The sequence below is a fragment of the Streptomyces sp. NPDC004327 genome, from assembly GCF_042873935.1.
Lineage (GTDB): Bacteria > Actinomycetota > Actinomycetes > Streptomycetales > Streptomycetaceae > Streptomyces.
In genome coordinates this window covers 334,025-348,401 of sequence record NZ_JBIAME010000001.1, presented here as the reverse complement: position 1 = coordinate 348,401, position 14,377 = coordinate 334,025, and the positions used below count along the sequence as shown (strand labels likewise).

General features: G+C 75.2%; 14 protein-coding genes and 1 pseudogene. 7 read left to right on the top strand and 8 right to left on the bottom strand.

Annotated features, from left to right (window positions below):
* Positions 1-3: 3 nt before the first annotated feature.
* The 3 genes from ACFYU9_RS01430 to ACFYU9_RS01420 all read left to right on the top strand — a co-directional run bounded on the left by ACFYU9_RS01430 (position 4) and on the right by ACFYU9_RS01420 (position 1,650).
* Positions 4-594, top strand: a complete 591-nt coding sequence (locus tag ACFYU9_RS01430) for a sigma-70 family RNA polymerase sigma factor (protein WP_389209758.1) — start codon at positions 4-6, stop codon at positions 592-594.
* Between the two features lie 5 nt (positions 595-599).
* Positions 600-1,019 (top strand): PaaI family thioesterase, encoded by a 420-nt coding sequence (locus tag ACFYU9_RS01425; protein ID WP_389209757.1) that lies wholly within the window; start codon positions 600-602, stop codon positions 1,017-1,019.
* Positions 1,020-1,206: 187 nt separating this feature from the next.
* Positions 1,207-1,650, top strand: coding sequence for a hypothetical protein (locus tag ACFYU9_RS01420; RefSeq protein WP_389341282.1), 444 nt, complete (start codon positions 1,207-1,209; stop codon positions 1,648-1,650).
* Between the two features lie 7 nt (positions 1,651-1,657).
* Here ACFYU9_RS01420 and ACFYU9_RS01415 read toward each other — a convergent pair whose 3' ends face one another.
* From ACFYU9_RS01415 to ACFYU9_RS01385, 7 genes are all read right to left on the bottom strand, one after another.
* A complete protein-coding gene (locus ACFYU9_RS01415; RefSeq protein ID WP_389341279.1) occupies positions 1,658-2,863 on the bottom strand; it encodes a sensor histidine kinase in 1,206 nt (401 codons plus the stop codon).
* Positions 2,860-4,686: a cation acetate symporter gene (locus ACFYU9_RS01410; RefSeq protein WP_389341276.1), complete on the bottom strand. Its 1,827-nt coding sequence runs from the start codon at positions 4,684-4,686 to the stop codon at positions 2,860-2,862. Before ACFYU9_RS01410 ends, ACFYU9_RS01415 begins: the two co-directional genes overlap by 4 nt.
* A 16-nt stretch (positions 4,687-4,702) precedes the next feature.
* Complete coding sequence (locus ACFYU9_RS01405; RefSeq protein ID WP_389209749.1) at positions 4,703-5,086, bottom strand: hypothetical protein; 384 nt, start codon at positions 5,084-5,086, stop codon at positions 4,703-4,705.
* Positions 5,087-5,181: 95 nt separating this feature from the next.
* Positions 5,182-5,940, bottom strand: a complete 759-nt coding sequence (locus ACFYU9_RS01400; RefSeq protein WP_389209748.1) for a LytR/AlgR family response regulator transcription factor — start codon at positions 5,938-5,940, stop codon at positions 5,182-5,184.
* A gap of 29 nt (positions 5,941-5,969) precedes the next feature.
* Positions 5,970-6,845, bottom strand: a complete 876-nt coding sequence (locus ACFYU9_RS01395; protein ID WP_389341273.1) for an Fpg/Nei family DNA glycosylase — start codon at positions 6,843-6,845, stop codon at positions 5,970-5,972.
* Positions 6,846-6,914: 69 nt separating this feature from the next.
* Complete coding sequence (locus ACFYU9_RS01390) at positions 6,915-8,984, bottom strand: SpoIIE family protein phosphatase (protein ID WP_389210381.1); 2,070 nt, start codon at positions 8,982-8,984, stop codon at positions 6,915-6,917.
* 200 nt (positions 8,985-9,184) lie between these two features.
* Positions 9,185-10,396 (bottom strand): DUF6777 domain-containing protein, encoded by a 1,212-nt coding sequence (locus ACFYU9_RS01385; protein ID WP_389341270.1) that lies wholly within the window; start codon positions 10,394-10,396, stop codon positions 9,185-9,187.
* A 214-nt stretch (positions 10,397-10,610) separates the two neighbouring features.
* Here ACFYU9_RS01385 and ACFYU9_RS01380 point away from each other — a divergent pair.
* From ACFYU9_RS01380 to ACFYU9_RS01365, 4 genes and pseudogenes are all read left to right on the top strand, one after another.
* A pseudogene (locus ACFYU9_RS01380) lies at positions 10,611-11,423 on the top strand (YndJ family protein); the annotation flags it as partial.
* 170 nt (positions 11,424-11,593) lie between these two features.
* Entirely contained in the window at positions 11,594-12,175 is a 582-nt protein-coding gene (locus ACFYU9_RS01375) for a DUF1990 family protein (protein ID WP_389341267.1), read from the top strand.
* 48 nt (positions 12,176-12,223) lie between these two features.
* Complete coding sequence (locus tag ACFYU9_RS01370; RefSeq protein WP_389209740.1) at positions 12,224-12,394, top strand: hypothetical protein; 171 nt, start codon at positions 12,224-12,226, stop codon at positions 12,392-12,394.
* Positions 12,395-12,428: 34 nt separating this feature from the next.
* Positions 12,429-13,856: a lipase maturation factor family protein gene (locus tag ACFYU9_RS01365; protein WP_389209739.1), complete on the top strand. Its 1,428-nt coding sequence runs from the start codon at positions 12,429-12,431 to the stop codon at positions 13,854-13,856.
* A 95-nt stretch (positions 13,857-13,951) separates the two neighbouring features.
* Here the strand turns inward: ACFYU9_RS01365 and ACFYU9_RS01360 are convergent, their stop codons facing one another.
* Complete coding sequence (locus ACFYU9_RS01360; RefSeq protein WP_389209737.1) at positions 13,952-14,125, bottom strand: hypothetical protein; 174 nt, start codon at positions 14,123-14,125, stop codon at positions 13,952-13,954.
* Between the last annotated feature and the right edge of the window lie 252 nt (positions 14,126-14,377).

Genomic DNA, 14,377 nt, shown 5'->3' with positions numbered 1-14,377 from the left:
CGCATGACGACGGCGACGGCACGGGCGACGACCACCGACGAGCAGGAGCTGGCGGCGCTCCAGCGCGAGCACGGCCAGGCGCTCCTCGCGTTCCTGCTCGGACTGACCCACGGCGACCGGCAGCGGGCCGAGGACCTGGCGCAGGAGACGCTGGTCCGGGCCTGGCAGCACCCGGAGGCGTTCGACTCCGCGTACGACTCCATGCGGCCCTGGCTGTTCACGGTCGCCCGGCGGCTCGCCATAGACGCCCGCCGCTCCCGGCTGGCCCGGCCCGCCGAGATCGGCGACGGACTGCTCGCCCTCACCGCCGACCCGGCCGACTCCACCGAGTCCCGCGACGCCGCGCTCGACGTACGGGCGGCGGTCCGCGGCCTCAGCCCGGAGCACCGCGCGGTGCTCGTCCGCCTCTACTTCCGCGGCCTGACCGTCAGCGAGGCCGCCGCCGAGCTCGGCATACCGGCCGGCACCGTCAAGTCCCGCTCGCACTACGCGCTGCGCCAGCTCGGCCACCGGCTGCCCGGCTACCGGCCGCGCCGCCGCCCGGCCACCGCGGGACCGGCCGTTGCCCGGCCCGCGACCCCCACCCCACAATGACCCGCGTGACACTGACTCTCGCCGCCGCCGAAAAGGTCCTCGCCGACAACTTCGCCCCGTGGGTGCTCGATCTGGGGCTCTCGGTGGCCTCCGTCGACACCGCCGGCCACGCCGCCGTCCTCCGCCTCCCCTGGTCCGACCGGCTGGCCCGGGAGGGCGGCGGACTCTCCGGCCAGGCCCTGATGGCCGCCGCCGACACGGCCACGGTGATCGCGGTGGCCGCGGCCCGCGGCGGCTTCGTCCCCATGACCACCGTCCAGCAGTCGATCAGCTTCCAGCGCGCGGTGATCGGCGCGGACGTCCTCGTCCGGGCCCGGCTCACCAAGGCCGGCAAGCGGATGGCGTTCGCGGACATCACCATGACCGCCGACGGCACGGACGAGGTCGCCGCCCAGGCGACGGCCGTGTACGCGCTGCTCGGCTGAAGCCCCGCCGCCTCCCGCCGCTCCGGACTTCACTCGCGTCACACGGCTCCCACCTGCACCGATGCGGCCGGGATCCGTATCCGAATCCGTCCCGGCGAGTTGAGCCAAGTGCGCCCCGCGCGCACCGTTCTCGGAGCAGGCTCGGTGTCGGGGCCTCGTCCAGGACATCCGGGAGAAGGTGGAAACGGTGCTGCCCGAAAGCATCCCCATGGACTGGCTGTGCGCCGAGTACGTGGCCGACGACCTGCTGCGCGCCAGCGGGCTCGTCGCGCCGGGCTCGCTGGAGTTCCGGGCCGGGGTGCAGACCCTGGCGCTGACCATCCTGCTGTCGCGGGCCGGCGGGGACGGCACCGGCACGGACGGCTGGCTGCGCCGCACGGCGCACGACCATCCGTGGTCGTCGTGGGTCGAGGAACGGCTCGCCGAGGCCGGGGCGGGTCTCCCGTCCTCGGATCTGGACCTCGCCCGGGACACCTGGCGGCGGCTGCGGGCGACCGAGCTGCGGGCCGCGGACCTGGCGGGCCTCGCCGGGCTCGCCGGCCCGCGCGGCATCGACGAGGAGCGCCAGGTGTGGCTGCCCGCCTGGCAGCTGGGCGTCGCGCTCGGGCATCTGGCGCTCCACCTGTGCTGACGGCCACTCAGATCGCGGGGTGAACTCCCGGGCGGTACTTGGGGATGCGGACCGTCACCTTCATGCCCGCGCCGATCCCGGTCTCGATGACCAGGCCGTACTCCGGCCCGTACACCTGGCGCAGCCGCTCGTCCACGTTGGACAGGCCGACGCCGCCGGCCGAGGGCCGCTCGCCGCGCAGGACGGCGCGCAGCACCTCCGGGTCCATGCCGACGCCGTCGTCCTCGATCGTGACGACGGCCTCGGCGCCCGCGTCGCGCGCGGCGATCACCACCCGGCAGCCCTCGGCGGAGTCCTCCAGGCCGTGCTTGACCGCGTTCTCCACCAGCGGCTGGAGGCACAGGAACGGCAGCGCGACCGGCAGGACCTCGGGCGCGATCCGCAGCGTGACCGTGAGCCGCTCGCCGAAGCGCGCCCCGGCGAGCGCCAGGTACTGCTCGATGGCCCGCAGTTCGTCGGCGAGCTGGGCGAATTCGCCGTGCCGCCGGAAGGAGTAGCGGGTGAAGTCGGCGAACTCCAGGAGAAGTTCGCGGGCCTGCTCGGGGTCGGTGCGGACGAACGAGGCGATGGCGGCGAGCGAGTTGAAGATGAAGTGCGGGGAGATCTGCGCGCGCAGCGCCCGTATCTCGGCCTCGACGATCCGGGTGCGGGAGCGGTCCAGCTCGGCGAGTTCGAGCTGGACGGAGACCCAGCGGGCCACCTCGGTCGTCGCCCGCACCAGCACCGCCGACTCGCGCGAGCCGTACGCGACGAGCGCGCCGAGCACCCCGTCCTCGCCGGTCAGCGGGGCGACCACGGCCCAGCGCAGCGGGCAGTCGACGTCTTCGCAGCCGGTGTGGGCGGAGCGGCCGCGGCCCGAGGCGAGCGTCTCGTCGACCAACTCCCGCACCCGCTCACGGTGGTGGTCCTCGCCGGGCCCGTCCCAGGCGAGGACGGCGGACCGGTCCGTGAGGCAGAGCGTCTCGGTGCCGAGCAGGGAGCGCAGCCGGCCGGCCGCCTTGCCCGCGGTCTCCTCGGTCAGGCCGGCGCGCAGCGGGGGCGCGGCGAGCGAGGCGGTGTGCAGGGTGTGGAAGGTGGCGCGTTCGACGGGGGTGCCGAGGCCGAGGCCGGCGGCGCGCCGCCCGCGCCGGGCGGTGATCCGGCCGAGGACGAACCCGGCGGTGAGCAGCACGGCGCCGACGGCGCCGGCCGCCGCCAGCTCGATGCCGCTCACCGCTCGCCCCCCGCCACGGCCTCCGGCCGGGAGCCGCCCCGGCCCGCGCCGCCCGGCTGCGGCTTGCCGCTGAACTCCTCGGGCAGGTGCAGCCGGGCCAGGATGCGGGGAGTCCCGGCCGGGACGCGGCGCGGGGTGGCGAGCGAGACCAGGATCATGCTGAGGAAGCCGAGCGGCACCGACCAGACGGCGGGCCAGGCCAGCAGGGTGTGCGGCCAGCCGGCGGGGACGAGCCCGGCCCGGGTGGCCATCACGGCGGTCAGCGCCGAGCCGCCGCCGAGCAGCAGTCCGGCGACGGCGCCCGGCGGGGTGAGCCGGGGCCACCAGATGCCGAGCACGAGCAGCGGGCAGAAGGAGGAGGCGGAGACGGCGAAGGCGAGTCCGACGGCGTCGGCGACCGGCACGTCGGAGGCGACGACTCCGGCGCCGAGCGGTACGGCGGTGGCGAGCAGGGTGGCGAGCCGGAAGTGCCGCACGCCGCCCCGGGCGGTGGCGCGCGCGGGCAGCACGTCCTGGGTGAGCACCCCGGCCACCGACAGGGTCAGTCCGGACGCCGTCGACAGGAAGGCCGCGCACGCCCCGCCCGCGAGCAGCGCGCCGAGCAGGTCGCCGAGGAGCCCGCCGAGCATCCGGTCCGGCAGCACGAGCACGGCGGCGTCGGCGGCACCGGTCAGGGCGAGTTCGGGGGCGTAGATCCGGCCGAGCGCCCCGTAGAGCGGCGGCAGCAGGTAGAACACGCCGACCAGGCCGAGCACCACGAGGGTGGTGCGGCGGGCGGCCCGGCCGTGCGGGCTGGTGTAGAAGCGGACGGCGACATGGGGCAGGCCCATGGTGCCGAGGAAGGTCGCGAGGATCAGCCCGTAGGTGGCGTACAGCTGGTGGCCGTCGCGGCCGCCGGCCAGCGGCTGCGACCAGCCGAGCGGAGCGGGTCGGGGGTCGCCCCGGCCGAAGGCCGGGGGAGTGTCGTCACCGGTCGACGCCCTCTCGGGGACCATCGCGCCCGCGGGGAAGGCGAGTTCGGTGCCGTGCTCCACCCGGTGGGTGCCCGGGGTGAGGGTGAGCGTGTCCCGCTCGTACGCCCGCCCGTCGACGCGGCCGGTGACGGTGAGCGTGACCGGGGCGCCGACCTCGATCCGCAGCGTGTCGGCGACCCGCACGGCGGTGTGCGCGCGGAAGACGGCGGGCGCGTCGAAGCGGGCGCGCGGCGCGCCGTCGCCGTACCAGGCGGCGACGAGGAAGAGCGCGGGGACGAGCAGGGCGGTGAGCTTCAGCCAGTACTGGAAGGCCTGGACGAAGGTGATGCTGCGCATGCCGCCGGCGGCGACGGTGCCGGTGACGACGAGCGCGACGACCAGGCCGCCGAGCCAGTCGGGTGCGCCGGTGAGGATCTCCAGGGTGAGCCCGGCGCCCTGGAGCTGCGGCAGCAGGTAGAGCCAGCCGATGCCGGCGACGAAGAGGCTGGCGACCCGGCGGGCCTGTGGCGATTCGAGCCGGGCCTCGGCGAAGTCGGAGAGCGTGTAGGCGCCGGAGCGGCGCAGCGGCGCGGCGACGAGGAGCAGCAGGACGAGGTATCCGGCGGTGTAGCCGACCGGGTACCAGAGCATGGCCGGGCCCTGCATCAGGACGAGTCCGGCGATGCCGAGGAAGGAGGCCGCGGAGAGGTACTCGCCGCTGATGGCGGCGGCGTTGAGGCGCGGGCCGACGGTGCGGGAGGCCACGTAGAAGTCGGAGGTGGTGCGGGAGATGCGCAGGCCGAGGGCGCCGACGAGGACGGTGGCGAGGGCGACGGCGGTGACCGCGCCGACCGCGTAGGTGTGGTTCACGCCGTCCTGCCGCGCTTCACCGCTCGACGAGGCCGGTGAAGTCGCGCTCGTTGCGCTCGGCACGGCGCACGTACCAGCGGGCGACGGCCCAGACGACCGGGTGGACGCCGACGCCGAGCGCGAGCCACACGGCGGCCTCGGGCGCGGGCAGGGCGAGCAGCAGCGGCAGCGGGCCGACGAGCAGGACGAGCGCGCCGAGGCCGGTGAGCGCGGCGCGGAGCTGGCTGCGCATCAGCGAGCGGACGTAGGTGTGGCCGAGGGTGGTCTGCTCGCTGATCTCGGAGCGGGCCGGCGGGTGCTGCGGCCGGGTCCGGGGCCTGGGCACGGGTCCGCCGCCGACGGCCGAGGCGTAGGTGACGGTCTCACGGCGCGGCCGGCGCGGGGCGTGCTGCTCGGACATCGAACGTCCGCTCTCTCACGGTCTGGTGGGCCCGTGGAGTGTACGCGGAAGGGCTCCGGGCCCGGTAGGGGGCGACTCGGACAGGTCATGGCCGGTCAGCCGCCCGCGCGCCGCATCAGCAGGTCGCGCAGCTGGCGGGCGTGGCGGCGGGAGACGGCGAGTTCGGCGGCGCCGACGCGGACGGAGGTGGCGCCGCCGTCGAGGCGCAGTTCGTCGATGCGGGCGAGGGCGACGAGGTGGCTGCGGTGGATGCGGACGAAGCCGCGGGCGGCCCAGCGCTCCTCCAGGGTGGAGAGCGGGATGCGGACGAGATGGCTGCCGTGGTCGGTGTGCAGGCGGGCGTAGTCGCCGTGCGCCTCGGCGTAGGCGATGTCGTCGACGGACACGAAGCGGGTGACGCCGCCGAGTTCGACCGGGATCTGCTCGGGCGCGGACGCCTTGTGCGCGGCGGCCGAGGCGTGGACGAGGTCGTGGACGCGGCGCACGGCCTCCGCGAGCCGCTCCCGGCGCACCGGCTTGAGCACGTAGTCGACGGCCTTGAGGTCGAAGGCCTGGACGGCGAAGCCCTCGTGGGCGGTGACGAAGACGATGAGCGGCGGCCGGGCGAAGCCGCCGAGCAGCCGGGCCAGGTCGAGCCCGCCGAGCCCGGGCATGTGGATGTCGAGGAAGACGACGTCGATGCCGTCGGGGCTGCCGCGTTCGGGTCCGGCGTCCAGCGCCCGGCCGATGCGGCGCAGCGCCTCGGTGGCGTCGGCGGCGCCCTCGGCGGTGGCGACGCGCGGGTCGGCCCGCAGGAGGTAGAGGAGTTCGCCGAGGGCCGGCGCCTCGTCGTCGACGGCCAGTACGCGCAGCATGCGCGGGAGTCTATTTCAGGTGCCTGGCGCTATTTCAGGAGCTTGGACAGCCGGCGGTCGGCGAGCGGCTTGCCGCCGGTCTGGCAGGTGGGGCAGTACTGGAGCGAGGAGTCGCTGAACGAGACCTCGCGGATGGTGTCCCCGCACACCGGGCACGCCTCTCCGGTGCGGCCGTGGACGCGCAGGCCGCTCTTCTTCTCGGCCTTGAGTTTGCCGGCGGCGAGGCCGTGGGAGCGGGCGACGGCCTCGGTGAGGGTGGTGCGCATCGCCTCGTACAGGCCGGCGGTCTCCTCGGCGGTGAGGTTCTGGGTCGGTTTGAACGGGGACATCTTCGCCGCGTGCAGGATCTCGTCGCTGTACGCGTTGCCGATGCCGGCGATGAGGCCCTGGTCGCGCAGCGCGCCCTTGATCTGGCGCCGTTCGCCCGCCAGGAGCGCGGTGAAGGCGGCGAGGTCGAAGTCCTCGGCGAGGGGGTCGGGGCCGAGGCGGGCGATGCCGGGGACGTCGGCGGGGTCGCGGACCACGTACACGGCGAGCCGCTTGGTGGTGCCCGCCTCGGTGAGGTCGAAGCCGTCGCCGCCGGTCAGCGCGACCCGCAGCGCCAGCGGGCCCTTGCCGGGCTTCGGCGGCCCGGACGGCAGGACGTCCTTCCAGTGCAGCCAGCCGGCCCGGGCCAGGTGGGTGACGAGCCTGAGCTGCCCGGCCGCGCCGCCCTCGGTGGCGATGTCGAGGAACTTGCCGTGCCGGGCGACGCCGGTGACCCGCGCGCCGTCGAGCGCGGTGACGGGCGGGTCGTACGTCTTGAGCACGCTGATCGCGGCGGGCAGCACGCGGGCGATCTCCTTGCCCACGAGGTGCTCGTCGAGGAACTCGCGGAGGGCTTCGACCTCGGGCAGCTCGGGCATGCCACCACCCTGCCGCACGGGCGCGGCCCGCGCCCGTCGGACGCGGGCCCCGGGGGGTGCGGGTCCGGGTCAGTCCCCCGGCTCTTCGGTGGCGGACTGTTCCGTGGCGGTGGCGGACTGCTCGGGTCCGGGCTGTTCGCTGCCCGGCTGTTCGGCCGCGGGCTGTTCGGTGACGAACTCGCACCACACGCACTTGCCGCCACCGCGCGGTTCGACGCCCCACTCGTCCGAGATGCGCTCGACGAGGAGGAGCCCGCGGCCGGAGACGCCCGAGTCGCCGGCCTCGCGACGGCGCGGCAGGGCGCTGGAGCGGTCCTCGACCTCGACGCGCAGCCGGCGTTCGGGACCGGGCAGCATCCGCAGGGTGACGATCGCGCCGCCGTCGGTGTGCATGAGCGCGTTGGTCGTCAGCTCGTCGGCGACGAGCTCGATCTCGTCGGCGCGGCTGGTCGCGCCCCAGGCGCGCACGGCGGCGCGGATCATGTGGCGGGCGGATCTGAGGGCCTCGGGGTCGTTCTGGCCGACGTGCTGCTGGAGCCGGCCGCCGGCCCGCTCCGGGGAGGCGACCTCGCGGCGCAGCAGCAGCACGGCGACGTCGTCCTCGCCGCCGCGCTCGTCGACGACCTCGCAGAGGTGGTCGGCGAGTTCGTCGAGGTCGCGGGGGCCGCGCTTGACCAGCGAGCAGAGCCACTGGAGGCCTTCATCGAGGTCGGCGCCCGGCTTCTCGACCAGGCCGTCGGTGTAGAGCAGCAGCGTCTTGCCGGGGTCGAGCTCGACGGTGTTGACGGGGTAGTCGAGGCGGCCGAACTCGGCGGAGAGCCCGAGCGGGAGCCCGCCCTCGACCGGGACGCGGTGCGCGGTGCCGTCGGCGTCCTGGACGAGCGGGTCGACGTGACCGGCGCGGACGATCTGGATGAGTCCGGTGGCCGGGTCGGTCTCGGCGTAGGTGCAGGTCGCGAAGCGGTCGGTGTCCAGCTCGTGGAGGAAGACGGAGGCCCGGGCCATCACGGTGGCCGGGGTGTGGCCCTCGGCGGCGTAGGCGCGCAGCACGATCCGCAGCTGGCCCATGACGGCGGCGGCGTGGGTGTCGTGGCCCTGGACGTCGCCGATGACGGCGCCGACGCGGCCGCCGGGCAGCGGGATGATGTCGTACCAGTCGCCGCCGATGTCCCGGCCGAGCCGGGCGGAGCGGTAGCGGACGGCTATGCGGGCGCCGGGCACCTCGGGGATGCGGCGCGGCAGCATCGCCTGCTGGAGTCCCTCGGCGAGGTCGTGCTCCTGCTCGTACAGCATGGCCCGCTGGAGGCTCTGGGCGATGGAGCTGCCGAGGGCGACGAGCAGGTTGCGCTCGTCGGGGCTGAAGCCGGTGCGGTCGCTGTAGAGCAGGCCGAGGGCGCCGATGGGGCGGGCCTGGGCGATGAGCGGGAGATAGGCGGCGGAGGTGATGCCGAGGCCGCTGATGTGCGGCCAGAGGATCGGGTAGGAGGCGGCGAAGTCCTCGGCGGACTCGATGAAGCGCGGGCGCAGGGTGCGGATGACCTCGCTCATCGGGTAGGGCTCGTCCACTCGGGTGAAACGGGTGCCGGGGACGAACGCGCCTTCGCGGCCCTCGGCCACCAGGTGGATGCGGCCGGCCTCCAGGAGGCCCACGACGAGGCTGGCGGCGCCGAAGTGCTCCAGGCCCTGGGAGTCGCCGAGCAGCTCGATGATGTCCTGGACGGTGCGGGCGTGGGCGAGGGCCGCGGTGGTGCCCTCGACGACGCTGGTGCGCTGTCTGCGGCCCTCGTCGAGGCCGAGCCGGGCGGCGGACTCGGTGAGCTCCTCGGAGGCGTCGCGGATGATGCCGACGATGCGGACCGGGCGGCCGGTGCCGTCGCGCCGGACCAGGCCCTGGGTGTGGGTCCAGCGCTGGAGGCCGGACCGGGTGCGGATCCGGAAGTAGGCGCCGTAGTGGGTGCTGCCGTCCTTGAGCGCCTGGGCGACCAGGGTGTCGAGGCGGTGGCCCTCGTCGGGCAGTACGCGCGAGCCGAGGGTGGCGGGCAGGCCGTCGTATTCGGCCGGGTCCATGTCGAAGACGTTCAGGGCGCCCTTGTCCATGGCCATCCGGCCGGTGACCAGGTCCCAGTCGAAGCTGCCCATCCGGAACTCCTGGCCGAACTCGTGCAGGAAGCAGCACGACTGTCCCGCCGGCTCCGCCTCGCAGCGGCACCGCCCGGCCGCCTCCCCATCCGGTCGTCCCGCGCTCATGGGGGCCAGGCTAGGCGCACCCCCGGCCGAGCGCACGGCGAAGATCGCCCGCCCCGCCCCCGCGACGCCGTCCGGGAACGGACCGCGCGCGATCAGCCCTGGAAGGTGTCGGGCTGCCGGCCCGCTCCGGTGTCGGCCGGGAACAGGTCGTCGGAGGACGGCGGCGGCTCCGGGGTCGGGAGGCCGCCCGGACCGTCCGGCGTGTCCGGTGCGTCCGGTACGGCGGGGAGGTCCGGGCCCACGGGTGCGTCGGGCCCGACCGGCGCGCTGGGCACGTCCGGCGCGCTCGGCACGTCCGGCGCGCTCGGCACGTCCGGCGCCGGGGAGACCGGGTCCGGCGTGCCGCGGTCCGGCGTCGTGGGCGGCGGGCTCGCCGGCTCGCTCGGGGCCGGGGGCTGCCGCGGGGCGGTGGGACCGTCGGGCAGCGGCGCGGGCGGTGCGGTGACGACGTCGCACGAGGCCGGGTCGCAGGGCGGGAGCACGTCGGGCCGGCGGTCCGCGCTGCCGTCGCTGCCGGTGCGCCGCTCGATCCAGGTGTCGTCGGCGGCGTTCACGATGACGAGGCTGGTGACGACGGTGCTGGTCGGGGTGACGGCGACGACCCGGTCGGGGCGGTAGCCGGGCCAGGGCTGGCCCGCGTGGACGGCGCCGGGGGCGGCGGCCGGGGCGCGCAGCGGGTTGCCGCATGCGCAGCGGACCCGTGGGGCGCCGTAGCCGTCGACGAGGACGGCTGTGCCGGCCTGGAGCACGGACTGGAAGGCGGTGGCGTGGCCGCCCTGGAAGCCGTGGTTGGTGACCCGGGCGTCGGCGCGCAGCAGGACCGGGGTGAGGCCGCGCAGCCAGCCGCCGAGGTTGGCCTCGGGGATGCCCGCGGCCTCGGCGAAGGCGCGGCCGCGGGCCGGTTCGGCGGCGAGGAAGGCGATCTGCTGCTCGACGTTGCAGCTGGCGACGGAGCGGGTGCCGCCGTAGAGGCCGGGGGTGGCGCCGGTGAGCGCGCGGCCGGCCGGGGCGGGGCCGTCGACGCCGGTGGCGGGCGGGGCGCCGGGAGCGGCCGGGGCGCCTTCCTGCGCGGTGGAGGCGGTGAAGGGGGCGGGGCCCTGGCTGCCGGCGGGCTGGAGCACCACCTCGCGGGCGACGGCGGGGGCGGCGGCCTGTTCGGCGCCCGGTTCGCCGTTGTCGCCGCGCAGGGAGCAGCCGGCGAGCAGCGCGGCCGAGGCCAGCGCGGCGAGGGCGTACCGGCCGGCGTGCGCGGGGGCCGATGGGGCGGCGGGCCGCGGGGGCCGTCGTCTGGTTGCGTCGCGCACGGGGTCTCCCACCTCGGTCCTTGCCTTCGGTCCTTGCCGTTGATCGTTCCTTCCTGTCTGCCGCAGGGCCCGGGGCGCCGCAATCCGGGCGCGTCCATCCGGCACGGGCCGCCCGTGCCTCCTCTCCGGGACCCCGGCCTTGAACACGTTCAAGCGACCCTCTACGCTCAGCGGACGAAGGGTTGAACGCGTTCAACAGGGGGTGGGCGGTGCCATGTCCGTGCTCGTCGGACTGATCGTGATGCTGGGGATGTTCGCCGTGGTGCCGGTCGGGCTCCGGCTCCTCGACGACTCGCCGCCGGGCAGCCTGCGGCTGTTGCGCCGGGCCTGGCCGCTGCTCGCCCTGCCCGGCGCGGTCTCGCTCTGGCTCCCGCGCTCGCCGCTGGCCGCCGCCCTCGCGGGCGGCTACGCCTGCGCCACCCTGGCCCTCGCCCTGCACGCCCCGGCCCGCCTCGCCCGCACCCGGTCCCTGGCCCCCGCCGAGGTCGCCGCGCTCACCGCCCTGGTGACGCCGGCCGTCGCGGGCCTGGCGCTGGTCGCCGAGCGGGCCGGGCACCAGCTGTTCGGCTTCGAGCTCGGCATCCTCGCCCTGACCGTGCCCCACTTCCACTTCGCGGGCTTCGCCGCGGCCCTGGTCGCGGGCCTCGTCTGCCGTACGGCCGAGAGCCCGGCGACCCGGTTCGCGGCGCTCAGCGTGCCGCTCGGCACCCTGCTGGTGCTCTGCGGCTACTTCGTCGACGACTGGGCCGAGCTGGCCGGCGCCGTCGTGCTCACCGCGGGCATGTGGGCGGTCGCCCTCGCCACCTGGCGCGAGCTGCGCCCGGCGACGGCCGACCCGGTGACCCGCGCGCTGCTCGGCGTCTCGGCCGCGGTCCTGGTGGCGACGATGCTGCTCGCGCTGAGCTGGGCGCTCGGCGAGGCCACCGGGCTGCCGCATCCCAGCCTGACCTGGATGGCCGCCACCCACGGCCTCGGCAACGCGCTGGGCTTCGCGGTCTGCTCGCTGCTCGCCTGGCGCCGCCTCGCCCCGGCCCGTACCGGCGTCCCGGCCCGAACCGGCGCCCCGGCCCAAAGCGGCGCCTCGTCCCGTACCAGCGCCCCGTCCCAAACCGGCGCCCCATCCCGTACAGGCGCCCCGGCTCATGAGACCACCGCCCACCCCCGTACGCTCGCCGCTCGTCGAACGGAGTCCCCGGCATGACCCGCCTCATTCGCAGCCTCTCCGGCCACGCCGCCACCGGGCCGAACTACCCCGAGGTCGGTGCCACCCGCACCGGCCCGCTGCCCGCCGGCTACCACTATCTGCACCACACGGTGCGGGTCGGCGAGGGAGCCGCCGCCTACCGGACCGCCGGCGAGGCCGTGACCACCTGGGCCATGCACCGGGCGACCGGCGCCCGGGTGACCAGCGCGGCCGTCCGGGCGGAGCCGGGGGTGACCCTGGAGGTGTCGCTGGGCTTCGGCCCGGTCCGCTTCATCGCGCCCTGCCAGGTGATCTGGACGACGTACACCGCGACGGAGACCGGCTTCGGGTACGGCACCCGGACCGGGCACCCGGAGTGCGGCGAGGAGTCCTTCGTGGTCACCCTGCACGAGGACGGCTCGGTGTGGTTCACGGTGACCGCGTTCAGCCGGGCCGCCGCCTGGTACGCCCGGCTCGGCGGACCGGTCGTGCGGGCGCTCCAGCACGCGTACGCCCGGCTCCTCGGCCGGGCCCTGACGCGGCTCGTCGCGGAGCGCGTCACGGATCCCGCCGCGGACCTCGCCGACGGCCGATGAGAGCTACGCTCGTTCTGTACTCACCCGTGCTCCTCGAAGGAGGCGGCCATGAGCCAGTACGACGAGTACACGAGCCCTTCGCAGGCCGAGGGCGAGCGCCTCGACGAGGACATGGACGAGCAGCAGAAGGCCCATGTCCACCCGCAGGTCGCCCGCACCACTCCCTCCCAGGCGGAGGGCGAGCGCACCACGGACGACGACCAGGACCGCAAGGGCTGACCCACCGCCGGGGCGACCGCGCTGACCGCGTGCGATGGAGTGGTTCACCGCCCCCGACTACTGGCTGAGCCGGATCGTCTTCCAGCGGGGGCTCGCCGGTCTCTATCTCGTCGCGTTCCTGTCGGCCGCGCTCCAGTTCCGGGCGCTGATCGGCGAGCGCGGCATGCTGCCGGTGCCGGAGTACGTGCGGCGGGTCCCGGCGCGCCGGGCGCCCAGCCTGTTCCAGTGGCGCTATTCCGACCGGCTCTTCGCGGCGGTCTCCTGGAGCGGCGCCGCCCTCGCCCTCGCCCTGGTGGCGGGCGCGGGCGACGCGGTGCCGCTCGCCGTGTCGATGCTGCTGTGGCTGCTGCTCTGGGCGCTGTACCTGTCGATCGTGAACGTCGGGCAGACCTGGTACTCCTTCGGCTGGGAGTCGCTGCTCCTGGAGACCGGTTTCCTCGCCGTGCTCCTCGGCAACGACGACACCGGCCCGCCGGTCGTCGTCCTGTTCCTGCTGCGCTGGCTGCTGTTCCGGGTCGAGTTCGGCGCCGGGCTGATCAAGATCCGCGGGGACCCGTGCTGGCGGAACCTGACCTGCCTCTACCACCACCACGAGACCCAGCCGATGCCGGGACCGCTGAGCTGGTTCTTCCACCATCTCCCCCGGCCGCTGCACAAGGCCGAGTGCGCCGCCAACCACGTCGTGCAGCTCGGCGTGCCGGTGCTGCTCTTCACCCCGCAGCCGGTGGCGACGGTCGCCGCCGGGCTGATGATCGCGACCCAGCTGTGGCTGGTGCTCTCCGGGAACTTCGCCTGGCTGAACTGGCTGACCATCCTTCTCGCCCTGTCGGCCCTGGACGGCTCACTGGTCGCCGGACACGACCACCCGCAGCCGGGCGCCCCGGTCTGGTACGTGGTCGTGGTGTGCGCGGCGGCGGTCCTGATCCTCGTCCAGAGCCGGCACCCGGTGCGCAATCTGCTCTCCCGGCGGCAGACGATGAACCGCTCCTTCGACCCGCTGCACCTGGTCAACACCTACGGCGCCTTCGGCACGGTCGGCCGGGTGCGGGACGAGATCGCGGTCGAGGGCACGGACGAGCCGGTGCCGCACGAGGGCACCGTGTGGCGCGAGTACGGCTTCAAGGGCAAACCGGGCGACCCGCGCCGGCTGCCGCGCCAGTTCGCCCCGTACCATCTGCGGCTCGACTGGCTGATGTGGTTCGCGGCGCTCTCCCCCGGCTACGCCCGCGACTGGTTCGGGCCGTTCGTCGAGCGGCTGCTCGCCGGGGACCGCGACACCCTGCGGCTGCTGCGCCACAACCCGTTCCCGGACGCGCCGCCGACGCATGTGCGGGCCCGGCTCTACCGCTACCGGTACACGACCTGGCGCGAGCTGCGGGAGACCGGGGCGTGGTGGCACCGAACGCTGGTGCGGGAGTACATGCCTCCGGTACGGCTGCGCGAGCCGGCCGGACGGCGCTGACCGAGGCCCTCGCCCTCACCCTCACCTCCGCGCACGCCCGTGCCCCCGGCCGAGGGGGGCGGCCGGGGGCACGGGCGGCGAAGCGTGGTTGCGGATCAGTCGATGCCGGGCAGGATGTGCGGCTCGGCGAGGTCGTCCTCGTAACCGGCGAGGCGGATCGGGGCCGAGCGGGCCCAGACTTCGAGGCTGCCCAGCTCCCCGGTCCGGCGCTTGCGCTCGGTGGCCGGTGGGGCGGGGGGCTGCTCCTGCTGCGTCAATTCTGGTGTCACCGCGCACTCCTTCGTGTCGCGTCGATGGGAACTCATGGCCGTTCGGTCGCGGTTGCGCCGTTCTTCCGGGCGGGACCGCGGCCCAGGTGCAGGCCAGTCCCCAGGCCGCCCGTGGGGGTTCGGTGAAACCCCGTGTGGACGACCGTGGACATCAGATTAACCAGATGAGCGCGTCAGCGCTCTATGGGGCACGAAACTGTGACGCGATCGAGTGACACTGGCCCGTTTACCGGCCCCCACCAGGCCAAACGC

What these genes read in the sequence shown, in the direction of transcription:
- ACFYU9_RS01430 (WP_389209758.1), top strand. Translation starts at nt 4, where the DNA reads ATGACGACGGCGACGGCACGGGCGACGACCACCGACGAGCAGGAGCTG.
- ACFYU9_RS01405 (WP_389209749.1), bottom strand. Translation starts at nt 5,086, where the DNA reads ATGTCCGAGCAGCACGCCCCGCGCCGGCCGCGCCGTGAGACCGTCACC.
- ACFYU9_RS01400 (WP_389209748.1), bottom strand. Translation starts at nt 5,940, where the DNA reads ATGCTGCGCGTACTGGCCGTCGACGACGAGGCGCCGGCCCTCGGCGAA.
- ACFYU9_RS01395 (WP_389341273.1), bottom strand. Translation starts at nt 6,845, where the DNA reads ATGCCCGAGCTGCCCGAGGTCGAAGCCCTCCGCGAGTTCCTCGACGAG.
- ACFYU9_RS01390 (WP_389210381.1), bottom strand. Translation starts at nt 8,984, where the DNA reads ATGGGCAGCTTCGACTGGGACCTGGTCACCGGCCGGATGGCCATGGAC.
- ACFYU9_RS01375 (WP_389341267.1), top strand. Translation starts at nt 11,594, where the DNA reads ATGACCCGCCTCATTCGCAGCCTCTCCGGCCACGCCGCCACCGGGCCG.
- ACFYU9_RS01370 (WP_389209740.1), top strand. Translation starts at nt 12,224, where the DNA reads ATGAGCCAGTACGACGAGTACACGAGCCCTTCGCAGGCCGAGGGCGAG.
- ACFYU9_RS01365 (WP_389209739.1), top strand. Translation starts at nt 12,429, where the DNA reads ATGGAGTGGTTCACCGCCCCCGACTACTGGCTGAGCCGGATCGTCTTC.